The sequence below is a fragment of the Pseudophaeobacter sp. genome, assembly GCF_039971195.1.
Classification (GTDB): Bacteria; Pseudomonadota; Alphaproteobacteria; order Rhodobacterales; family Rhodobacteraceae; genus Pseudophaeobacter.
Map to the genome: position 1 here is coordinate 1 of NZ_JBDWPJ010000127.1, position 20935 is coordinate 20935.

At 59.1% G+C, this 20935-nt stretch carries 21 protein-coding genes; 7 read left to right on the top strand and 14 right to left on the bottom strand.

Features of this window, described 5'->3' with window-relative positions; genetic code table 11:
* Together ABJP42_RS11175 and ABJP42_RS11180 are read right to left on the bottom strand one after the other, a co-directional pair.
* The coding region (locus ABJP42_RS11175) for an FG-GAP-like repeat-containing protein (protein ID WP_348340388.1) at positions 1-580 on the bottom strand (580 nt) is incomplete at its 3' end.
* Positions 570-1763 (bottom strand): ROK family transcriptional regulator, encoded by a 1194-nt coding sequence (locus ABJP42_RS11180; RefSeq protein ID WP_348340389.1) that lies wholly within the window; start codon positions 1761-1763, stop codon positions 570-572. The genes ABJP42_RS11180 and ABJP42_RS11175, both read right to left, overlap by 11 nt.
* A 203-nt stretch (positions 1764-1966) precedes the next feature.
* Between ABJP42_RS11180 and xylF the strand changes: the two genes are divergently transcribed.
* The 4 genes from xylF (at position 1967) to ABJP42_RS11200 (ending at position 6113) form a co-directional block, all read left to right on the top strand.
* A complete protein-coding gene (xylF, locus tag ABJP42_RS11185; RefSeq protein ID WP_348340390.1) occupies positions 1967-2992 on the top strand; it encodes a D-xylose ABC transporter substrate-binding protein in 1026 nt (341 codons plus the stop codon).
* Between the two features lie 75 nt (positions 2993-3067).
* Positions 3068-4366 (top strand): sugar ABC transporter permease, encoded by a 1299-nt coding sequence (locus ABJP42_RS11190; RefSeq protein ID WP_348340391.1) that lies wholly within the window; start codon positions 3068-3070, stop codon positions 4364-4366.
* Positions 4366-5118 carry an ATP-binding cassette domain-containing protein gene (locus ABJP42_RS11195; protein WP_348340392.1) on the top strand — a complete coding sequence of 251 codons (753 nt, stop codon included), beginning with the start codon at positions 4366-4368 and terminating at the stop codon, positions 5116-5118. Before ABJP42_RS11190 ends, ABJP42_RS11195 begins: the two co-directional genes overlap by 1 nt.
* Before the next feature lie 32 nt (positions 5119-5150).
* Positions 5151-6113, top strand: a complete 963-nt coding sequence (locus ABJP42_RS11200) for a glucokinase (protein ID WP_348340393.1) — start codon at positions 5151-5153, stop codon at positions 6111-6113.
* On the opposite strand, the gene ABJP42_RS11205 is transcribed toward ABJP42_RS11200, so the two are convergent.
* The 5 genes from ABJP42_RS11205 to ABJP42_RS11225 form a co-directional block, all read right to left on the bottom strand.
* On the bottom strand, positions 6110-8530 hold the full coding sequence (locus ABJP42_RS11205) for a GcvT family protein (RefSeq protein ID WP_348340394.1): 2421 nt from the start codon (positions 8528-8530) through the stop codon (positions 6110-6112). The genes ABJP42_RS11200 and ABJP42_RS11205 overlap by 4 nt on opposite strands.
* A 33-nt stretch (positions 8531-8563) precedes the next feature.
* Positions 8564-8803 (bottom strand): hypothetical protein, encoded by a 240-nt coding sequence (locus ABJP42_RS11210; RefSeq protein ID WP_348340395.1) that lies wholly within the window; start codon positions 8801-8803, stop codon positions 8564-8566.
* A 44-nt stretch (positions 8804-8847) separates the two neighbouring features.
* Positions 8848-10002 carry an aromatic ring-hydroxylating oxygenase subunit alpha gene (locus ABJP42_RS11215; RefSeq protein WP_348340396.1) on the bottom strand — a complete coding sequence of 385 codons (1155 nt, stop codon included), beginning with the start codon at positions 10000-10002 and terminating at the stop codon, positions 8848-8850.
* 99 nt (positions 10003-10101) lie between these two features.
* Positions 10102-10977: a LysR substrate-binding domain-containing protein gene (locus ABJP42_RS11220; protein WP_348340397.1), complete on the bottom strand. Its 876-nt coding sequence runs from the start codon at positions 10975-10977 to the stop codon at positions 10102-10104.
* 174 nt (positions 10978-11151) lie between these two features.
* Entirely contained in the window at positions 11152-12204 is a 1053-nt protein-coding gene (locus tag ABJP42_RS11225; protein ID WP_348340398.1) for an AraC family transcriptional regulator, read from the bottom strand.
* Positions 12205-12444: 240 nt separating this feature from the next.
* Here ABJP42_RS11225 and ABJP42_RS11230 point away from each other — a divergent pair, with 240 nt between their 5' ends.
* Positions 12445-12624, top strand: a complete 180-nt coding sequence (locus ABJP42_RS11230) for a hypothetical protein (RefSeq protein WP_348340399.1) — start codon at positions 12445-12447, stop codon at positions 12622-12624.
* Positions 12625-12720: 96 nt separating this feature from the next.
* On the opposite strand, the gene ABJP42_RS11235 is transcribed toward ABJP42_RS11230, so the two are convergent.
* A complete protein-coding gene (locus tag ABJP42_RS11235; RefSeq protein WP_348340400.1) occupies positions 12721-13797 on the bottom strand; it encodes an AraC family transcriptional regulator in 1077 nt (358 codons plus the stop codon).
* Between the two features lie 121 nt (positions 13798-13918).
* On the opposite strand from ABJP42_RS11235, the gene ABJP42_RS11240 reads away from it, so the two are divergent.
* Complete coding sequence (locus tag ABJP42_RS11240) at positions 13919-14332, top strand: DUF4345 domain-containing protein (RefSeq protein WP_348340401.1); 414 nt, start codon at positions 13919-13921, stop codon at positions 14330-14332.
* 29 nt (positions 14333-14361) lie between these two features.
* Here ABJP42_RS11240 and ABJP42_RS11245 read toward each other — a convergent pair whose 3' ends face one another.
* From ABJP42_RS11245 to ABJP42_RS11255, 3 genes are all read right to left on the bottom strand, one after another.
* Positions 14362-14877, bottom strand: a complete 516-nt coding sequence (locus ABJP42_RS11245; protein WP_348340402.1) for a redoxin domain-containing protein — start codon at positions 14875-14877, stop codon at positions 14362-14364.
* Positions 14878-14974: 97 nt separating this feature from the next.
* On the bottom strand, positions 14975-16471 hold the full coding sequence (locus ABJP42_RS11250) for an aldehyde dehydrogenase (NADP(+)) (protein WP_348340403.1): 1497 nt from the start codon (positions 16469-16471) through the stop codon (positions 14975-14977).
* A 65-nt stretch (positions 16472-16536) separates the two neighbouring features.
* Positions 16537-17283, bottom strand: coding sequence for an SDR family NAD(P)-dependent oxidoreductase (locus ABJP42_RS11255; protein WP_348340404.1), 747 nt, complete (start codon positions 17281-17283; stop codon positions 16537-16539).
* 463 nt (positions 17284-17746) lie between these two features.
* On the opposite strand from ABJP42_RS11255, the gene ABJP42_RS11260 reads away from it, so the two are divergent.
* Positions 17747-18094, top strand: coding sequence for a cupin domain-containing protein (locus tag ABJP42_RS11260; RefSeq protein WP_348340405.1), 348 nt, complete (start codon positions 17747-17749; stop codon positions 18092-18094).
* Positions 18095-18106: 12 nt separating this feature from the next.
* On the opposite strand, the gene ABJP42_RS11265 is transcribed toward ABJP42_RS11260, so the two are convergent.
* The 3 genes from ABJP42_RS11265 to ABJP42_RS11275 form a co-directional block, all read right to left on the bottom strand.
* On the bottom strand, positions 18107-18829 hold the full coding sequence (locus ABJP42_RS11265) for a FadR/GntR family transcriptional regulator (protein WP_348340406.1): 723 nt from the start codon (positions 18827-18829) through the stop codon (positions 18107-18109).
* Entirely contained in the window at positions 18829-19545 is a 717-nt protein-coding gene (locus ABJP42_RS11270) for a ribonuclease activity regulator RraA (protein ID WP_348340407.1), read from the bottom strand. Before ABJP42_RS11270 ends, ABJP42_RS11265 begins: the two co-directional genes overlap by 1 nt.
* A 107-nt stretch (positions 19546-19652) precedes the next feature.
* A complete protein-coding gene (locus tag ABJP42_RS11275; RefSeq protein WP_348340408.1) occupies positions 19653-20933 on the bottom strand; it encodes a TRAP transporter large permease in 1281 nt (426 codons plus the stop codon).
* Between the last annotated feature and the right edge of the window lie 2 nt (positions 20934-20935).

The following is a 20935-nucleotide window of genomic DNA, read 5'->3' on the forward strand; positions in this document are numbered from 1 at the left end:
CATAGCTCTGCCCCTCAGGACGCAGCAGTTGGTTTTCATCGCAGGCCCCAAAGGGGCCGTCGGGATCGTCCCTATCCACATAGTTGCCAAAGGCCAGGGTAGGCAGATCCTGCCCCTGCTCCCAGGTGGCAGAGAATGCCGTGGTCCAACGATCGCCACCGTCAAAGCCTTCGGGTGCAAAGGCTTCAAAGTTGCAGGCCCCAAGACCGCGCAGCAACAGGTTCTCTCCGACCCGCAAAATGGCCAGATCCTGGTGTCCGTCACTGTCGATATCCAGTGGATAGGCCCCGATCACCCCTGTGAGTGACAGCGCCTCTGGCGTGTCAGGCGTGAAGACAAGCTCTCCGCCCGGTTCAGAGCCATTACGCAGCAATTGCGCCGGGTTCTCGCCGCCAGCGGCATAGAGATCAGGCCGGTGATCGCCATCGCAATCAAAGACCGCAAGCCCACCGCCAACATAGTGCTCCCAGCCGCCGTCATAACTATGATCTGGGGCCGGTTCTGGCTGAAACAGCGGCTCAGCACCCGCCAGGGCCGGACAAAGGGCTGAAACCCATAGGACCAGGACCTCAATGCGCACTCAGCTGCCTCCCGGTAATGGCGATTTCAGAAACCTGATCGAGGGCAAAGGCCGCCGCACCGCGCGCCCACATCAGATCGCCCCATTTATGCACCACCACTTCTGGTCCCGGCTTGTCGAGCTGAACCACAGAGCCACGCATCGCCTCGATGACTTCGCTGGCATAAAGATGGTCCGACTGCATCTGTTCCCCGGAAAGGATGATCAGTTCGGGATCAAAGATATTGATAAGATTGGACAGGCCCATGGCAAACATGCGTCCTGCCCGGCCCACGATCACCTTGGCAACGGAGTCTCCCTTGCGCGCCGCCTCAAGCAGATCATCAACCCCGGTAGTGCCCTCATCCGGCCTGGCAATGCTGGCCTCGCGCAGCAGCGCATAATCCGCCACATAGGCTTCCAGGCAGCCACGCTGGCCGCAGCGGCAAAGCGCCCCGTCCAGCTGTACCTTGGTATGGCCAAACTCCGCGCCACAGCCCCGGTTCCCCCGGTACAGTTCATTGTCAATGACAACGCCCATGCCAACACCGCTTTCGATGGTGACGACGATAAAATTGGAATGCCCCTTGCCCAGGCCAAAGGCCCGTTCCGCCACGGCAACAAGATTGGCGTCATTGTCGATGAATACCGGCACGCCGAGATAGGCCCGCAGGATGCGCCCCATCTCAAGGTTGCGCTGGCTGAGCGAGGGCGACCAGTACACCAGCCCGTTCTGCGCATCCACAGTGCCTGCAATGCCCACGCCGATGCCAGAGAGTTCCTCAAGGGTCAGACCGACCTTGGCCGCCAGATCGGTAATTGCCTGTTTGAGCTCCGCAGCCAGTTCTGCCGCCTCAAAGACGCTCTTCTCAAGGTCGATCTCAAGGTCGGCAAGCTGCTTGGCTTCAAAATCATGCAGCACCATGGACAGCGATCTATGGGCAATCTTGATGCCGACAACATAATGCGCGGCGCCGCGTATCTTTAGGTCAACCTTGGGACGGCCGCGGCGGATTTCCTTGCTTGGAGTGGCGTCGCGCACCTCTTCGATCAGACCTTCGCGGATTAGGTCAGCGGTGATTGTGGTGACCGTAGCGCGGCTGATGCCGGTCGATTCGGATAGTTCGATGCGCGGAGCAATCTCGCTGCGGCGAATTTCACTCAACAGTGCCCGGCGGCCATTCTGACGTAGTTCTCCGCTCATAAATCAGTTGTTTTCCATAGCTTAGAAAGACTCAGGCGACATATTTTCAAACCTTTTTGACCGCAACAGCCTGCATCGAAAAGACATGTAACGCCATAGTAGGCGATTTAATTTGATTTGCAAATTTATCCGGGTAACATCAGGTATGCCTCAGTCGTTTCAACGAATTCGACGCAGGGCCGAGAACCTTAGGGAGGAAAACCATGAAATTTCTTACAACTGCTGCCGTGGTCGCCAGTACGTTTTTGGCAGGCGCAGCCTTTGCTGATGATCTTGTCGTCGGCGTCAGCTGGTCGAATTTTCAGGAAGAGCGCTGGAAAACCGACGAAGCCGCGATCAAATCTGCGTTGGAGGCCGCAGGTGCAAAGTATATCTCGGCGGATGCTCAGAGCTCCTCGTCAAAACAGCTGTCGGATGTTGAAAGCCTGATTGCTCAGGGCGCCGATGCGCTTATCATTCTGGCGCAGGATGCCCAGGCCATTGGCCCGGCTGTTCAGGCTGCCGATGACGAAGGTGTGCCGGTGGTTGGCTATGACCGCCTGATCGAAGATCCCCGCGCCTTCTATCTGACCTTTGACAATGTCGAAGTTGGCCGCATGCAGGCCCGTGCCGTGCTCGATGCGATGCCCAAGGGCCGCTATGTCATGATCAAGGGCTCGCCTACCGATCCAAACGCAGATTTCCTGCGCGGCGGCCAGCAAGAGATCATTCAGGCCGCCATTGATTCCGGCGACATTAAAATTGTCGGCGAGGCCTATACAGATGGCTGGCTGCCCGCCAATGCCCAGCGCAACATGGAGCAGATCCTCACGGCTGCAAACAACGAAGTAGACGCGGTTGTTGCCTCCAATGACGGAACCGCAGGCGGTGTTGTTGCAGCGCTGACGGCCCAGGGCATGGAAGGTATTCCGGTCTCTGGCCAGGATGGCGATCACGCCGCGCTGAACCGTGTGGCCAAGGGTCATCAGACCGTGTCGGTTTGGAAAGACGCCCGCGAGCTGGGCAAAGCCGCTGGTGAGATCGCCGTGGCTCTGGCCGGTGGCAGCGCCATGGCCGATGTCGATGGCGCCGCAAGCTGGACCTCACCTGCTGGCACCGCGATGACCGCCAAGTTCCTGGCGCCGATCCCTGTGACCAAGGACAATCTGGCAGCCGTCGTTGACGCCGGTTGGATCAGCCAGGAAGCCCTGTGCCAGGGTGTTTCCAACGGTCCCGCGCCCTGCAAGTAAGCACCTAAAGTCGGCCCGCCACCCGATCCTGATCCGGTCGGCGGGCCTTCACGCCTTTTGACAGATTGTTCTCACATGTCCCAGACAGATCTTGATCTGCCGTCCGCCACCCGGACGCGCAATGTTTTCCAGACTCTGGAAATCGACCTCCGCCTCCTTGGCATGGTTGGCGCCTTTGTCGTGCTGTGCCTTGGCTTTGACCTGGCAACCGGCGGGTTGTTTTTGACCCCGCGCAATATTTTTTATCTGACGGTGCAGACCGTATCGGTGGCCATCATGGCCACTGGCATGGTCTTTGTCATCGTCACCCGCCACATTGACCTGAGCGTTGGCGCCCTGCTGGCGACCTGCTCGGCGGTGATGGCCATGACACAGACACAGGTGCTGCCCCATTGGCTGGGGCTTGGCTTTGATCACCCGCTCACCCCGTGGCTCACCATTCTGGTTGGTCTGCTTGCGGGCACTCTGATCGGCGCTTTCCACGGTTTCCTGATTGGCTATCTGACCATTCCCGCCTTTATCGTCACCCTTGGTGGGTTGCTGGTCTGGCGCAATACCGCCTGGTATCTCACCAGCGGCAAGACCATTGGCCCGCTGGATGCCACCTTTCAGAAATTCGGCGGTATCAACGGCACCCTCGGCTCCACGGGCTCCTGGGTTGTTGGGCTGGTGATGACAGCTGCGGCGCTGTTTGGGCTCTACAGTGCGCGGCGCAACAAGGTGAAACATGGGTTTGCCGTCAAACCACTCTGGGCGGAATATGTGTTGGGTGGCTTTGCCGCCAGCGTTATCCTTGGCTTTGTCGCCACCTTGAACGCCTACCATGTGCCACTGCGGAAACTGCAAAGCCAGTTCAAGGCCCGCGGCGAGACCATGCCGGAAGGGTTCACCCAGGCTTACGGTATTCCGATTTCGGTTCTGGTGCTCATCGCCCTGGCCATTGCCATGACCATTCTGGCGCGGCGCACGCGGTTAGGGCGCTATATCTTTGCCACCGGCGGCAACCCGGACGCGGCTGAACTCTCTGGCATCAACACCCGTATGTTGACGGTGAAGATCTTTGCCCTGATGGGCGGGCTCTGCGCCCTCTCGGCGGTTGTGGCCTCGGCCCGGTTGACCAACCACTCCAATGACATTGGCACCCTGGATGAGCTGCGGGTGATCGCCGCCGCCGTGATTGGCGGCACCGCCCTGGCTGGCGGCGTTGGCACCATCTATGGCGCGATCCTTGGCGCCTTGATCATGCAGTCGCTGCAGTCGGGCATGGCCATGGTGGGCGTTGATGCGCCCCTGCAAAACATCGTTGTCGGCGCGGTACTGGTTCTGGCCGTCCTGATTGACATTCTCTATCGCAAACGGACAGGAAGCGCCTGATGACCACTCCTCTTGTTGAAATGCGCGACGTCTGTATCTCCTTTGGCGGCGTCCATGCCGTGGATCACGTCAGCATCGATCTGCACCCCGGCGAAGTTGTCGGTCTGCTGGGCCATAACGGTGCCGGCAAATCGACCCTGATCAAGATCCTCTCGGGGGCCTATCAGGCAGATAGCGGCGAGATCTTTGTCAATGGCGAGAAGGTTGTGATCAACAACCCGCGCGACGCCCGGGCGCTGCAGATCGAAACCATTTACCAGACCCTGGCGCTTGCCGATAATCTGGATGCCGCCTCCAACCTGTTCCTGGGCCGCGAGCTGGTTACGCCCTTTGGCCTGGTTGATGACGACGCAATGGAGGCGGAAACCCGCAAGATCATGGCGCGGCTCAACCCAAACTTCCAAAAGTTCAGCGATCCGGTTTCGGCACTCTCTGGCGGCCAAAGGCAATCCGTTGCCATCGCCCGGGCAGTCTATTTCAACGCCAAGATCCTGATCATGGATGAACCCACAGCGGCGCTTGGCCCCCATGAAACACAGATGGTTTCAGAGCTTATCGAGCAGCTCAAGGCCGAGGGCATTGGCATCTTTCTGATCAGCCATGACATCCACGATGTCATGCAGCTTTGTGATCGGGCCAGTGTAATGAAAAACGGCAAACTAGTCGGAGTGGTGGATGTTGATGACGTCACCGATGACGACCTGCTGGGGATGATCATCCTTGGCAAAAAACCCGAAGGCGTGGCCTGCTAGGCCATGCTTTTACCCAGGAAAAACGTGACCAAGTGACTTACCTGATTGGAGATATTGGCGGCACCAATACCCGCCTTGCGCTTGCAGATGCCTCTGGCCTGCAGGGTGCATCTCTGCGTCATTTTGAAAATGCCCGGTTCGCGTCCTTTTATGACGTGCTGACGCAGTATCTGACCAGCTTTGATGCCCCCAGGATCACCAGCACCTGCCTGGCGATTGCCGGGCCGGTACATGAGACCCCGCCGCGGCTCACCAATCTGAACTGGGAGTTTGACGAAGGACCAATCAAAGAGATGACAGGGGCACAAAGCCTGGTTCTGGTGAATGATCTGGCGGCGCTCAGCCATGCGCTGCCAGAGCTGTCCCAGTCGCAGTCCCTGACCCGTCTTGGAGGCCCGCAGCCAGTTGCAGCCTCGGGGCAGAGCCTGGTGGTGGGCATTGGCACCGGCTTCAATGTCAGCCTGTCGAAACAACTGGCCGACGGTACAACCATGGCCTTTGAGGCCGAGATGGGCCATGCTCAGCTGCCCCAGGCCGCGCTTGATCTTTTGCGCGCTCACCTTGGCGAACAGGCCACGGGTTCACGTCATGTCGAACACTGGCTCAGCGGCGCGGGGCTGGAACGCATCTACACAGAGTTATCCCACAATCACTTGCCCGGTCGGGATATCATGTCTCGATTTGAAGGGGGAACAGACAGTCACGCCACCGCTGCTGTGACACTGTTTGCCCGTGTTCTGGGCCTATTGTGCCGAGAAATGATCTGCCAATATATGCCCCGCGCTGGTCTGGTCTTTGCCGGCAGCGTCGCCCGAAGCCTGCTCACCTCGCGGGGGCTTGATCTGTTCTCTGACAGTTTTCTGAGCGGCCCACCGACCGTTACCGAGCTAAGCAATATCCCCTGCCTGCTGATCGCAGATGATGCCGCAGCCCTGCAGGGGTGCCTGCAGATCCTGTTGGATCAGAAAGCCCTGCAGGCCCAGCGCGGGTCTTAGCCCCGCAGGATCTGGCCTGCCGGGTCAAAAGGCGGCTCTGACAGGATCACCGCCCGATGCGGGCGTCCCAGCACCATAACCTCGACAGCATCTCCCGGAACAGCATCTTTGACATAGCCCAGCGCCAGCGACATCCCGACCGTGTAGCCATAGGCCCCAGAGGTCACCCGCCCGATGCCCTTGCCACCCTTAAAAATCGGCTCCCCGCCGGTGGCATCAGCATTGGAAGCGGTCACCTCTGTCTCATCAAGATGCAGCAGAACCAGGGTTTCGCGCGGAGCATTCTGCATCACCTCTGCCGCGGCCGCTTTGTTGAGAAAGTCCTTCTGCATCTTGCAAAGCCGGTCCAGCCCGACCTCTTGCGGCCAATATTCCGGGCTGTACTCCCGCGACCAGGAGCCATAGCCTTTTTCGACCCGCAGCGACATCAACGCACGGCTGCCAACCGGTCCGGCGCCAAACTCAGTCCCTGCTGCAAGCAGCGCCTCATAGAGCCGCATCTGGTCTTCCTCTCTGCAATGCAGCTCCCAGCCCAGATCCCCGGTGAATGACACCCGCAGGGCCAGCACCTCGACCCCGGCCAGCTCAATCCGGGCCGAGCGCATGAAGGGGAAATCTGTAGTCGCCAGCGACACATTGGTCAGCCGTTGCAACAGGTCCCGCGATTTAGGGCCCGCTACGTTAAAACCGCAGACCGCCTCGGTCCGGCTTTCAAATGTGGTACCTGTGGGCAGCGGAACCTGTTTGAAAAACCGCTTGTGATAGCGTTCCGCCATCCCTGACCCGATCACCCAGAACTCATCCTCCGCCAGACGGGTCACGGTAAAATCCCCGGCAATGCCACCACGTTTAGAGATCAGTGGGGTGAGGCAGGAGCGCCCCAGGGTTTTGGGCATCGTATTGGCAAAAACCGCATTCAGCCAGGATTCGGCACCTGGCCCCTTACAGCGGTATTTGGCAAAATTGGAGATGTCGATAATACCTGCGCGCTGCCGCAGCATCCGGCATTCCTCGCCAACCGGGTCGAACCAGTTCTGCCGGGTGAAACCATTGGTGTCTGTAGCGCCAGGGGCATCGGCGAACCAGAGAGGGTGCTCCCAACCAGCGTTGAGCCCAAAGACAGCACCAAGCTCGGCTTGGGTCTCATAAATCGGACGGGTGCGGGCTGGCCTGCCGGCGCCGCGTTCTTCGTTGGGGAAATGGATGGCAAAGCGATGGGCATATTGGTCTTTGACCCGCGCCATGGTGAAATCCTTGGTGGCCCAGCTGTCAAACCGCGCCAGATCCCAGGCAAACATGTCGTATTGGGTTTCGCCCTCGATGATCCATTGCGCTGCCATCAACCCCATGCCTCCGGACTGCGAGAAACCTGGAATGATGCCATTGCAACAAAAATAGCCCTCCAGTTCCGGCACCGGCCCCATCAGCACATTGCTGTCGGGCGACCAGATCATCGGCCCGTTGATCACCCGCTTGATCCCGGCCTCGCCAACCGCAGGGACGCGCTCGATGGCGTTCATCATATTGTCTTCGATGCGTTCCAGATCATCGGCAAACAGATCATGGGCAAAATCCAGCGGCGTGCCCTCTTCGGCCCAGAACTTCATGTCTTTTTCATAGGCGCCAACCAGAAGACCCTGCCCCTCCTGGCGCAGATAGTATTCGCCATCCCGGTCACTGACCGAGGGCAGTCGACGCCCGGCCCCCTGCACATCCACCATGGTCTCGGTGACAAAATACTGGTGTTCGGTTGGTTGCAGCGGCAGCTCGATCCCGGCCAGTTTTGCCACTTCACGCCCCCAAAGCCCGGCAGCATTGATCACCCAGGGGGTCTGTATGCTGCCCTTGGGGGTTTCGACGATCCAGGTGCCATCCGGTTGCTGTCGGGTGGCTGTGACTGGGGTAAACCGGTGGATCTGGGCCCCACGCTGGCGCGCCCCTATCGCATAGGCATTGGTCACCCCTGATGGGTCCACATTGCCCCCATCCGGTTCATACATCACACAGCGAATGCCGTCATAATTCACCATCGGGTTCAGCGCTTTGGCCTCTTCGATGCTGACCTCATAAAAGTTCATGCCGTAGAGCTTGGCCTTGGCGGCCTGCAACCTCAGCTGATGCTCCCGCTCTTTGGTCTGCGCCAGATAGAGCGAGCCGGGTTGAAACACGCCGCAGCTTTGCCCGGTCTCTTCTTCCAGCGCCTTGTAGAGCGTCATAGTATAGTGCTGGATGCGGCTGATATTGGTGCTGTCGTGCAGCCCGTGGATATTGGCCGCCGCGTGCCAGGTCGACCCCGAGGTCAGCTCGTCACGTTCCAGCAGGACAACATCTGACCAGCCGAGTTTTGCCAGATGATACAGGATGGAACAGCCGATAACTCCGCCGCCGATAACAACGGCCTGTGCTTCTGTGCGCATGTCTGGATCTTTCTCACGTCGTTTGGGCTGAAATCAAAACTCAAGCAGATGCGCCCGGCCCTGTTCGGCCAGACGGGTGTTCAGAATGGACGCTTCGGGCGCGCCCGCCTCTAGGGCAAAGACAAAGGCATGGGTCAGATAAAAACAAGCGGCATCCCCGTCCGCACGCTGTTCTGCGGCATCTCCCGCAAGGGTATAGAGCCGTACCAGCGCCGCAGAGTCATCTGATGCATGAGCCTTTAGCAGGGCCTGTTCCAACGAAGTCGGGTCCATTTCTCAAGCCTTTGACAGGGCGAAGGCGCGCCCGGAAAACCCGCTCATAAGGTGCGGCCAAGTTCGACCTGACTGGCCACCCAGTGGTGGAAATTATGGGTCGGCCCGTCCATTGCCGGGGAAAAGCGACCGCCATCAAAGAATTCGCCATGGCGGCCCTTTTGCATGCCCTCCACCACAAAGACATCTTCCTCAAAGATAACTTTCCACTGCTGCGCATTGGTAAGGCGCAGGGCCTCGTGTTCCGGTGTCTTCGCTTCACTTTTGGCGTAGTAGAGCGCGATGTGTTCGATGGTTTTGCCGCAGTCTACCGGCTCCAGAATGATCGCATGGCTATGGTCCCGCTGCACTCCGATCAGGGTATTGGGATAGATCGCGATGTATTCAGCCCCCTCATCCCATTGGGCGCCAAGATTGGCAAAATCGGGGAACCTGCTGCCATCCTCTGCCGTAAGCTGACGATAGACCAGGGTACCCTGCCCGGAAAACGCGCCGCGCTCTTCGATATTATAGTGGTCCTCGAGACGGGAATAGCTGTTCAGCCCGGGATGCACCCAGGGAAGGTGGTAGCTTTCGCAGTAGTTCTCCACCGCCAGCTTCCAGTTGGACTTTACCGTCAGCTGGAACGACGAGATCTCGCCGCCGGGGTAAACCGGCTGGTCAAACTCTTTCCAGCGCTCCAGCAGGGTGGCATGGGCCTCTTCAAATTCCGGCGCGGTGCCATCGATGTTGATGAATATCACGTCGCGCCAGACATGGCTGCGGACCCGGAACAGGCCCAGCTCATTCTGGTCCACATCGCTGTGCCGGTTCTGACCCGGCCCGCCCACGTGGGGGGTCGCCTTCAGCGCACCATCCAGCCCGTAGCACCAGCTGTGGTAGGGGCAGCGAATGGCACCGGCGATTTTTTGCGGCTTATCCACCAGGATCATGCCTCGGTGGCGGCAGGTGTTCTGAAACACCCCAACCGCCCCATCCCGGTCCCGTACCACCAATAAGGGCATGCCCAAAAAATCCATCGGCATGGCATCGCCCACCTCTGGCACATCCTTGGCAAAACCCAGGCCCGCCCAATTGGCAAACAGAACCGAGCGCTTTTCTTCGGCAAAGATCTCTGGATCGATGTAATGCGCATTTGGCAGGCCCTTGGCGGTGTTGACTGCCGTCATGACGGGTGAAAGGGGGCTATGTCTGTTCATCAGTGTCGCCTCAAATACGGGGTGGAGCTAGACCCGTAGCCTGAAGCGCATCTCTGCCTGCTCTCAATATCAGAAAACCTCACTCTCAGATGAGCTGATCTAAGTCGAGTGCTCTGGCACCTCGCTCAGGATCCATTTTTTGAAGGTCGCGGCTTTTTCTGACAATTCATCATCTGAATACTCAACAAGGTAGAACTCTCGCGGCGCCGTCAGGACATGGCTGCCCACTACAGAGAGTTGCCCGGCGGTTATCAACGGCTGTACCAAACGCCGCCATCCAAGGACCAGGCCGGCGCCCTTCCCTGCAAGTTGCAGGGCCACGGAATAGTTGGTGACACGGGTGCCCGCCCCCAGATCGCCAGCATGGCCGAGCTGCTTGAACCACTCGCCCCAGGTGGTCCAGTCGCGCCCAGCGCTCTCCAGATGGATCAACCAACGCCCTGCCAGTTCGGGCAGGGAGGCATCGGCCAGATCGCGGGCCATCTCTGGGGTACCCACTGGCACCAGCTCATCCCGGTAAAGCGGCGTCTGGCGCAGCTTGGAGTTGGAATCACGTCCGTATCTTATGACAAAATCGAGATCCACGCGCGGCAGAAACACCGTATCCTGCGTAAGCTGATCAATGCTCAGATTGGGAAACTCCCGCCAGAACCGAATGATCGCAGGGGAGAGCCACAGGGCCGCAACTGCGGTTGTGGACCCAACTGTTATCTTCTCGAGCGCGTCGCTTTGCCGGATGTTTTCCAACCGCTTGGATATGCGCCCAAAGGAGGCAGACAGGGTTTCAAACAAGGCCTGCCCCTCTGCTGTCAAGGCGACGCCGCGATGCTGGCGCTGAAACAGTACTGTGCCCAGCTCGCCCTCAAGCGCCTTGATCTGGTGGCTCACGGCCCCCGGTGTCACCGATAGCTCCTGCGCCGCGTTCTTGAAGCTCAGATGGCGCGCAGCCGCTTCAAAAGCTGACAGAGTCGTCAACGGCGGAAAATTGTAGTGACGTCTGGACATGGCATTCCGGCACAAAAGGGAGGCTGAAGATAGCTCACCTCACCCTAATGCGAGAACGCGCGGGGTGATAGCCCTCCTGATGCCAGCGCAAATTGCCCAGCGCATGGCTACAGGTGTCCTGGCAAGCTGGATGACTGTTACCTGTTATACCCGGTTGGGATAGGCTTCTGGACGGTTTCCCGAAACCGTCTCAGTCCGAAGTCCGGTTCTATAGGCCTTGGGTGTTTGGCCAGACCAGCGTTTGAAAGCGCGGGAAAAGGCGCTTTGTTCAGAAAACCCGGTTAGAAAGGCGATCTCTGAAAATGAATAGCCTGAGCCACTGATCAGCTGCTCCGCCAGTTTTTGCCGCGCCTTATCAACCATCGCCTGAAAGCTCTGACCACGTTCATTCAGCCGCCGTTGGAAGGTCCTGCTGCCGAGCCCCATGGTTTGGGCAACATCAGAGAGCTGCGGCACACCACCGGTCAGCAGCTTGGCAATCTCTTCGATCACCTGCGCTTCAAAGGGTTGGTCTTCCCCCTGTTCTTTGGCCAGCTCCTGATCCAGATGGCTGAACAAAAAGTTCCAAATCCCAGGATCGCCAATGGCACAGGGCCGGTCGACGTCTGCGATATCAAAATACAGCGCATCGGACGGGGCCCCGAACTCTGGCACGCAGCCAAAATGCGCCACAAGCGCCTCAATAGATCCCTGACGTTCATGGGCAAACTGCACGTGGCTGGGCTTCAGATCCTGACAGGTTGTCTCCCGGCACAGCGTCAATGTGGTGCCCATGGCCGCTTCAAAAGACAGATAAGCCCCCAACCTGTCCGCATGAGGTGTCGTGCGTGACCAGCAAAACTGGTCGCCCTCCTGTTGTGCTGAAAACGCCGACACCCGGTTGTGCAATCGAATGTAGCGCCAGATCCGTTGAAACCCCTGACGTAGGGTAGGGGCCGATTTTTGCGCCAGACCAAAGAGACCAAATTCATCGCAGCGCATGCTGCGGCAGGTTTTCATGTGGAATTCGACATTCGGCAGCTCGGTCTCGGCGATCGCCTCCATCAGGCTATAATAGTCAAGTTCCGACACTGTGGCCGAAGGGTCCTGAATGTTTTCTGGTGTCAGGCCAATAAGGTCAAACAGCCAGCCTTTGTCAGCAACTCGCTCCGCATGTTCGATCTGTTTTCTTGCGTAGATTGCAGAAAGGGTGGGCAAGATGTCACTCCAAAGCAGGCAGTTTTCAAAAGCTGGAGCACTTGAAATACCGGTAACCAATTCGTGACCAAGGGTTCCGCCTTTGGCATTAGCTGTCAAGTCTTTGGCACCTAAGGTCAATATTTAGGCATCTGCAATGGCGTAGTCATCACGGCATCCGAGGGAGGTTTGATCTCACACCTCCTGGAGTTTCACCCAAGGTACGCAACCGATGCAGCCTTTGCCAGAAAGACGCCAGACATGACCTCTTCCATCCTTCCCCTGCTCAAATTCCTCGCTCTTGCCCTGCTCGGTGGCAGCGCCACAATAACCGCCGCCAGCCTGGTTCTGGGGCTCGGCCCCGCCGCAGTCAGCGCCCAGGGGCATATCCCCACCGGTGCAATCTCTGTGAGGCCCCCTGAGGTCACCAAGACCATCTGAGGCGGGAGCAAGTTTGGAGCGGGTTGCCCGGACGTCGCTCCAAAAGGGCGGCCAAGTTCTTTTCGCGCCTCAGGAAAGCCTACCCCCCTTGGTCGCCTATCCCGGCCCCAACTGCGCCGCACTGGGGTCGGGATTTTGCGGGTTCTTCCCTGCGCCGCGTTGTTGACGCAACCGCCCCGGCGGCAGGCCATAGACCCGTTTAAAGGCCCGGCTAAAGGCGGGCTCTGACTGATAGCCCAGGCCCTGTGCGATTGCGGCCAGCGACTGGCCACCGTCAAGCAGCTGCGCACGCGCCAGTTGCATGCGCCATCCGGTCAAATACTGCATCGCAGGCTGTCCCATCAGCGCGGTGAAGCGGGCAGAAAAAGCCGACCGGGACATGCCTGCCACCCCCGCCAGATCCGCCACGGTCCAATCCTGGGCCGGAGTGCGATGCATTTCCCGGATAGCCCGGCCGATCTGCGCATCCCGAAGCCCCAGCAGCCAGCCCGCCTGTGCCTCGGGCGCGGAACTGATCCAATTGCGGATTGTCTCGATGACAATGATATCCGCCAGCCGGGTGATCATGGTCTCGCCACCGGGGCGCAATGCGCGGGCCTCGCAGGCGATAAACCGCAGGGTGCTTTGCAGCCAGTCGCTGAACTGCGCCCCCCAACTGGCGACGTGCAGTGGTTTTGGCAGCAGCGACACCAGCCGCTGCCCGGCAGCGTGATCAAAACGGACGATCCCATACATGGCGCGGGTCAGCGCCCCGCCGCCGCCAAATTGCAATGTCTCATAGGCTTCACTCACCTGATGCACAGGCAGCTGGGCGAGCTCAACAGAACTGCCGCCCGGTGTGCTCAGCAATCGGTGTTTTGGACCACAGGTCAGCAGGATGAGATCTCCGGCCCCCACCGCCAGCGGCTCCTCCCCGGCGAGCTCCAGCCAGCACTGCCCCTCCGTGACCACCAGAATGGCCATGGCCCCCTGCAGAGGCGGGATGTCGATCCCCCAGGGGGCTGTCAAGTCTGACTGGCAGTAAAAGGTTCCGGTCAGTTTCAGCAGATGCAGGATCTCCCCCAAGGGGTCGCCAAGGGGATGGGCAACCTTGGCCGGGTCCGGGATATGGGCATCGCTGCTTCGCATCTTGCGGGCCAGCCTAGAGCTGGATTTCCCCCAAAGTCCAGTCATTCTGGACGATGGGATAGCAATGCCGGACAAACTAACATTGTTCATCTCTCCCCAGCGGCTATCTCAGTGCCTTCACACCACAGCAATCACTGGACACCGACAGGAGATTCTCATGCTCAGAATGACCCTTACCAAAGCCACCCTGGGCCTTAGCGGCCTGATCGCCCTGGCAGTCAGCATTGGCGTGCTGTTTCTCCCGCATGAGTTTCACGCCACTGCGGGCATTCAGCTTGGCACGGATGTGAACCTGCTGAATGAAATGCGGGCCTCGGGCGGGATGCTGTTGATCTCTGCCCTGTTCATCCTGGTCGGAGCCTTCCGGGCGCAGCTGACAGACCTGGCTCTGATCGTGTCAGCCACGCTTTACCTCTCCTATGGGCTTTCGCGCCTGGTGAGCCTGGTGGCGGATGGCATGCCGGGTGCCGGGCTTTTGCAAATCCTAGTCCTGGAACTGGCCATCGGGGGGCTTTGTGCCGTCCTGTTGGTCACTTCCCCAGCCTCGCGACGCAACGCAACGCGGATCGCGCAGGCCTAATCCGGCGGTCCTTTCGGGCCAGATACCAGTCAGGCCAGGCCTCTGACGGGACGATCATTCTCGATATTGAAGGTCATCCCGTCCAGCAACTCTTCGAGATCAGGACGTGCAGCCGGGCCATTGGAGATATCCACCAGCATCAGGGTCCCGTCCGGACGCAGACCAAAGGCACCCGGCTCGGCAAACAGACCCGAGGTTTCCGCCTCTGACAGGGGTTCCGTCACATAGAGCCCAAGTGAGCGCATCTGCGGAACGGTCAGCCCGTAGCAGAGGTCAAAATCCCAGTTGAACTCAGCCTTGTCGGCCAGCGCCTTTTCCTGACTGTCAGAAGAGACAACCACCACATCCAGCACCCTGGTCCAGTCCGCCAGAACCGCGTTCAGCTTATTGAGGAAGCGTTTGCAGCGCGGGCAATGGCGGCCCCGGTAGACAAAGACCATGGTCCAGCGTGTCTTTGATTGCCCGATTGTCAGCGCCTCACCTGTGACCGTCTGAAGGGACATTTGCTCGATAGGTTCGCCGACCCGTGGTTTATGATCCGTCATCTTACGCCCTGTCATCATCGCTTGAAAATTGAAGGGGCAATGCCCCGGCACTGGGCATTGCAGCATGCCCAGTACAGGTTCAAAACATCACAGGCCGTTAGCGGACAAAGCCCTGCAGATCCTGAAAGCAAACCAGCCGCAACCAGCGCTGGATCGCCATGGTGCCAACAGATGTGGTGCCAAAGGTGGTCGAGGCGGGATAGGGGCCGCCATGCATCATCGCATCGCAGACCTCGACACCCGTAGGGAAGCCATTGGCCAACAGCCGTCCGGCTTTGCGCTCCAGAATTGGCAGAAGCGCCGATATGTCCCCGTGGTCAGCGTCATCGCCATGCAGGGAGCAGGTCAGCTGGCCTTTAAGGGCCTTGGCGACCGCCTGCATCTCTGCCATGTCGGCAACCCGCACGATGATGCCCAGCGGGCCAAAGACCTCTTCGGACAGATCGTCATTGGCCAGCCAATCTTCGCCGGAAGCGACAAAAATCGCCGGGGTGGCTGAACGATCATCCGGAGCGTCAGAGCTCAACAGGGTGGTCACCCCATGGCCCGCAGCGATCTCTTCGCGCCCCTGCGCATAGGCCGCGGCGATGCCCTTTGTCAGCATGGTCTGCGCGCCCTGCGCCTGCAGGGCCTGTAAGGCATCGGCCTGGAACTGGTCGGCCTCGGGCCCATCCAGCAGGATCACCACGCCGGGGTTGGTGCAGAACTGCCCCGCCCCCATGGTCAGCGACCCCGCCCAGCCCTTGGCTATATCGGTACCGCGTGCAGAGAGAGCCGCAGGCAACAGGAACATTGGGTTGATCGAGCCCAGTTCGCCAAAGAATGGGATGGGGTCCGGGCGTCGCGCGCAGAGGTCAAATAGCGCCCGGCCACCGCGCAAAGACCCGGTAAAGCCAACCGCATTGATCAGCGGATGCTGGACCAGCGCCTCGCCGACCTCAAACCCGCCGCCCTGGATCAGGGAAAACACCCCAGGATGCAGGCCACAGCTGGCAATGGCGGCGTCAATCGCCTGGGCGATGATTTCGCCGGTGCCGGGATGGGCGGAATGGCCACGCAGCACCACAGGACAGCCCGCCGCCAGCGCCGAGGCGGTATCGCCACCTGCGGTGGAAAAGGCGAGAGGGAAATTTGACGCGCCAAAAACCGCAACCGGCCCTATAGGCCGTTTGACCAATTGCAGATCAGAGCGAGGCAAGGGCGCGCGATCCGGCAGCGCCGCATCATGGCGCCGGTCCTGATAACTGCCGTCGAGAATGTGGGCGGCAAACATCCGCAGCTGGCCAGTTGTGCGGCCACGTTCACCCTGCAAACGCGCCTCAGGCAGTCCGGTTTCCGCCGAGCCGATCTGGGTAATCGCCTCGGCGCGGGCTTCGATCTCATCCGCAATGGCATTCAGAAAGGCGGCACGCTCTGCATCACTGCTGTAGCCGTAGCTCCAAAAGGCGTCCTCGGCCGCCAATACGGCCTGATCAACCAGATCCACGGTCCCGACCGAGAAGCTCTGCGCTTCTCCCTGAGCCGGATCGGAGAGGAACTGTTCCTCTGTCCCAATCCATTTTCCTGCTATCAGGTGCTTGCCACTTAGTTTCATCTGTCGCCCTTCTCAGGAGTAAAGGGCGCGCCCGGAGGGACGCGCCTGCTAGACATGTTGTGCCGTTACGAGAACAGCGTGCCGCCATTAATATCCACGTTGGTGCCGGTCACAAATGCGGCATCATCCGAGGCCAGGAAGGCCGCCAGTTTGGCGACCTCTTCCGAGGTGCCTTCGCGCTTCAGAGGCGTGATATTGGCCACATGGCTGCGCACTTCGGGTTTAGTGAAGATATTGTGGAAATCGGTGTCGATCATGCCGGGACACAGCGAGTTGACCCGGATCTTTGGACCCAGCTCTTTGGCGAGACCACGCGTCAGGGTCATCAGCGCCCCTTTGGAGGCCCCATAGGCAGAGGCGCCGGGGCCACCACCATCACGGCCAGCCTGCGAAGCCAGACCCACGATCGACGATCCTTCGGGCATATGAGGCAGGCATTCGCGCACCGCCAGCACAAAAGAGGTCAGGTTGACGTCCATCACAGCCTGCCAGTGATCAAGGGTCATTTCTGCCATTGGAACCCGCGCCAGAATGCCACCGGTGACATGGATCAGTGAATCCACCTGACCGAAGGTTTCAACAGTCTTTGTCACCAGGGCCTGGACCTCGGCTTCCTTGGTCAGGTCGCCTTTCAGGGCGAAAGCCTGGCCGCCTGTGGCGGTGATTTCTTCAACTGCGCTCTCCGCCCCTTCGGCGCTGGCATGGTAATTGATCGCTACATTGGCGCCACGGCGGGCCAGCTCCATCACACAGGCGCGGCCAATGTCACGGCCACCACCGGTTACGATTGCTGTTTTACCTTTAAGATCCATTTTCTTCCCCTGCATGTCATTCATATATCGTCGAGGCAGCTCACCCATCAGCGATCACTGCCCCATTCAAAATTGATAAAACCCGCGCTCGGCCTCTCGCCGCAGAATGCCCCAGACCAAAGCCAGGGATCACAGGTAGCTCTTATCGTCTGTAGCCAAAAACCCGCACCCCAGCAATACAAATTATTACAAATAAATACAACTACTGAACCTCCAAACCCTTCCCACCCAAAGGCGGCATGGCTGCCACCAATCTGACAATCCATCCTGCCTTCCGTAGACTAAAGCTCCATAATATGAACGAAAATTACCGCTAGCTCTCAAAACCCGTAGGATCAACTCGCTGCGGCAAAAGCCTTCACATCTGGCCGACCCCCAAAATCGCAGATTGACAGATCGCGAAAAAATTAACAAAAAAGGACAAATACTCCCTTCCCTATTTCTAACAAGGTAGACCGCGACAATGATCGTCCACTCCGACACCCCCAAGGCCTGGCTGCCCTCTGGGCCCGGCGCACAGCGGCGCATTTTATGCCAGGACGAAACTCTGATGATGGTCGAGTTTCGGTTTGAACAGGGCGGCGAAGGCCTGCCGCATTCGCATCCCCATGTGCAGACCACCTACGTCAGCTCCGGTGCGTTTCAGTTCACCGTTGCCGGTGTCACCAAGGACCTGAAACCAGGTGACGCAATGATCATCCCCTCCAACGCCGTGCATTCCTGCATCTGCCTGGAAGAAGGCGCCCTGTTGGATTCCTTCTCCCCGCGTCGCGACGATTTTATGGCGGCCCATGGTCTGCCCCTCGACTAGAGGGGCAAGGCCCTAGCCTTCAAAGACACGCTTGCGGGCGCTTTCAACATGAAGGCGCATCGCAGTGCGGGCTGCCTCGGCATCCCCCGCCTTGATCGCATCAAAGATCTGGTAATGCTCACGCTGAACCAATTCCAGCCGTTCCTGCGGTTTGGTCAGCGACAGGTTGCGGGTCAGCTTCAGGCCGGTCAGAATATTGGTCTTCATCGAGGTCCGCGCCACGGTGAAATACTGGTTCCCCGAGGCCGTACAGATCGCCTCATGAAAGGCCTCATCGGTCTCGACCCCCAGCTCACCCTCACTGATGCAGCGGTCCAGCTCTTCGAGCTGCGCTTGCATCCTGGCCAGATCCGCATCGGTGCGACGCTGCGCGGCCAAAAAGGCAGCTTCACCCTCGATGGCGGCGCGAAACTCAAAGGTCCGCTGAATATCTGCGATCGACCCCACCGGGGCAAAATCCAGCACCGCCTCGTCGGGGCGACGCTGCACAAAGGAGCCGGAGCCCTGGCGCGACACAATAACGCCATCCTCGCGCAGCTGCTTGAGTGCCTGGCGCAGGACAGGGCGCGACACTTCCAGCTGTTCGCTCAGCACATGTTCGGTTGGCAGCTTGGCACCAACAGGCGTCTCGCCACTGGCGATCAAGGCCAGGATCTTTTCGTAGACACGATCAGACAGAGTACGGTCACGCCCGGTTTTAGCTGCACCGGGCGCGGGTTTTACTGCCGTCGCCACTACCTGTTGTTTTCCTGCCGCCATAGCTTAAATCTGTCCATCGTTTCAGGGTCGGTGGGTGGATACAGGCCAAAGATCGAGGCCCCTTTCTGTACCATCTCCAAGACGTAATCTTCAAAGACAGTCATCTCTTCAGCTTCCTCGGCGACTTCTGCCACCAGGTGCAAGGGTATGCAAACCACGCCCTCGTTGTCGCCAACCAGAATGTCGCCAGGAAAGACCGATACCCCACCACATGCAATAGGATCATTGATCGCAACGGCGTGGTGTTTTGTCAAATTTGTTGGGGCACTTGGGCGGGAATGATAAGCAGGCATCTCAAGAGCCGAGATCTCCGGCGTGTCGCGGAAACCGCCATCGGTCACGATACCCTTGCAACCGCGTTCTTGCAACCGGGTGACCAGGATGCAGCCCGCCGAAGCGGCGGTGGCATCCTGGCGGGAATCAATCACAAAAACCGCGCCTTCCGGGCATTCTTCCACGCCTTTGCGCTGCGGGTTTTCACGATCGGCAAAAGAATCGAGCCCATCCAGATCTTCGCGCGCAGGAATGTAGCGCAGCGTATAGGCAGGCCCCACCATATTGGGCCCAGGGTTCATCCGCTGTGGACCCTGAATATAGATATTGCGAAACCCGCGCCGGAACAGGGCCGTTGTTAGGGTTGCAGTACTGACGGCTGCCAGTTTTTCGAGAGTCTCATGCGATAGGTTCGTCATTTTCGACACCTTGTTATTTTAGTCTTACGTTTCGGGTTGCGGCTGGGCTGACTGGGAGGTCCAGACCGCCGCAACCCGATGGGCCAGAGTCTGCGCACCGTCAGCGCTTACTCGAGCAGGGAGGGCAGGAAGAGTGAAACAGCCGGCACATAGGTAATCAGGATGAGCGCCGTCAAAATGGCCAGATAGAAGGGCCATATGGTCTTAAGCGTCTCTTCGATCCTGATCTTGCCAACAGCACAGCCAACAAACAGGCAGGTCCCCACCGGCGGGGTACACAGACCCAGGCCAAGATTGACCAAAAGCATGATGCCAAACTGCGTCGGGTCCATGCCGAGATCCTTGACGATCGGCAGGAAGATCGGCGTGCAGATCAGGATCAGCGCCGCCATATCCATGATCATACCCAGAACCAGCAGCATCACGTTGATCATCAAGAGCACAAAGATCTTCTCTTCCGAGATCCCCAGCATAAAGCTGCTGAGCTTGCCGGGCACCTGATAGAGCGCCAACAGATAGGCAAAGGAGCTGGCAAAGCCGATCAGCACCATGACCATCGCCGTGGTCCGAACCGCCGAAAGCACCGAGGTCTTGAACCCCTCCCAATCGAGGCTGCGGTAGACAAAGAAGGTCAGAAGCAGCGCATAGATTGCGCCAAAGGCACCGGATTCCGTGACGGTGAAGACACCAGACAGCACCCCGCCCACGATAATCACCGCGGTTACAAGGCCGGGAATGGCGGCCAGTGACGCGGTCCAGACAGCCGCCCAGCCGGGGAACTTTTCAGCCGGGTAGTTGTGTTTGACGGCGATGAAATAAGCGGCAACCGCCAGGCAAAGGCACATCAGGATGCCGGGAACCACACCTGCCAGGAACAGTTTGGAGATCGAGATGCCACCACCTGCTGCCACCGCAAAGATGATCATGTTGTGGCTCGGTGGGATCACAATCCCGGCAATCGATGAGGTCACGGTCACATTGACCGCATAATCGGCGCGATAGCCACGCTCCTTCATCACCGGGATCAGGATCGAGCCCAGAGCGGAGATATCCGCCACCGCAGAGCCCGAGATACCGCCAAACAACATGCTGGAGAAGATATTTACCGAGGCCAGACCACCGCGAATATGCCCCACAAGCGCCGAAGCAAAGCGCACCAGGCGCATGGCGATACCGCCATGCAGCATCAGCTCACCGGCAAAGACAAAAAAGGGAATTGCCAGCAACGAGAACACCGAGATACCGGATACTGACCTCTGAAAGGTGATCAGCAGCGGGAAACCCTCATACCAAAAGGCGGATGCGGCAGCGATTCCCATCGCAAAGGCAACTGGCACGCCAAGCACCACGCAGCCTCCAAAAATACCGAGCAAAATAGCCAAGCCCATAG

Excerpts from the sequence above, each read along its gene's own strand:
- ABJP42_RS11180 (WP_348340389.1), bottom strand. The coding sequence starts at position 1,763 with ATGAGCGGAGAACTACGTCAGAATGGCCGCCGGGCACTGTTGAGTGAA.
- xylF (WP_348340390.1), top strand. The coding sequence starts at position 1,967 with ATGAAATTTCTTACAACTGCTGCCGTGGTCGCCAGTACGTTTTTGGCA.
- ABJP42_RS11190 (WP_348340391.1), top strand. The coding sequence starts at position 3,068 with ATGTCCCAGACAGATCTTGATCTGCCGTCCGCCACCCGGACGCGCAAT.
- ABJP42_RS11195 (WP_348340392.1), top strand. The coding sequence starts at position 4,366 with ATGACCACTCCTCTTGTTGAAATGCGCGACGTCTGTATCTCCTTTGGC.
- ABJP42_RS11205 (WP_348340394.1), bottom strand. The coding sequence starts at position 8,530 with ATGCGCACAGAAGCACAGGCCGTTGTTATCGGCGGCGGAGTTATCGGC.
- ABJP42_RS11210 (WP_348340395.1), bottom strand. The coding sequence starts at position 8,803 with ATGGACCCGACTTCGTTGGAACAGGCCCTGCTAAAGGCTCATGCATCA.
- ABJP42_RS11215 (WP_348340396.1), bottom strand. The coding sequence starts at position 10,002 with ATGAACAGACATAGCCCCCTTTCACCCGTCATGACGGCAGTCAACACC.
- ABJP42_RS11230 (WP_348340399.1), top strand. The coding sequence starts at position 12,445 with ATGACCTCTTCCATCCTTCCCCTGCTCAAATTCCTCGCTCTTGCCCTG.
- ABJP42_RS11235 (WP_348340400.1), bottom strand. The coding sequence starts at position 13,797 with ATGACTGGACTTTGGGGGAAATCCAGCTCTAGGCTGGCCCGCAAGATG.
- ABJP42_RS11240 (WP_348340401.1), top strand. The coding sequence starts at position 13,919 with ATGACCCTTACCAAAGCCACCCTGGGCCTTAGCGGCCTGATCGCCCTG.
- ABJP42_RS11245 (WP_348340402.1), bottom strand. The coding sequence starts at position 14,877 with ATGACGGATCATAAACCACGGGTCGGCGAACCTATCGAGCAAATGTCC.
- ABJP42_RS11250 (WP_348340403.1), bottom strand. The coding sequence starts at position 16,471 with ATGAAACTAAGTGGCAAGCACCTGATAGCAGGAAAATGGATTGGGACA.
- ABJP42_RS11255 (WP_348340404.1), bottom strand. The coding sequence starts at position 17,283 with ATGGATCTTAAAGGTAAAACAGCAATCGTAACCGGTGGTGGCCGTGAC.
- ABJP42_RS11260 (WP_348340405.1), top strand. The coding sequence starts at position 17,747 with ATGATCGTCCACTCCGACACCCCCAAGGCCTGGCTGCCCTCTGGGCCC.
- ABJP42_RS11270 (WP_348340407.1), bottom strand. The coding sequence starts at position 19,545 with ATGACGAACCTATCGCATGAGACTCTCGAAAAACTGGCAGCCGTCAGT.
- ABJP42_RS11275 (WP_348340408.1), bottom strand. The coding sequence starts at position 20,933 with ATGGGCTTGGCTATTTTGCTCGGTATTTTTGGAGGCTGCGTGGTGCTT.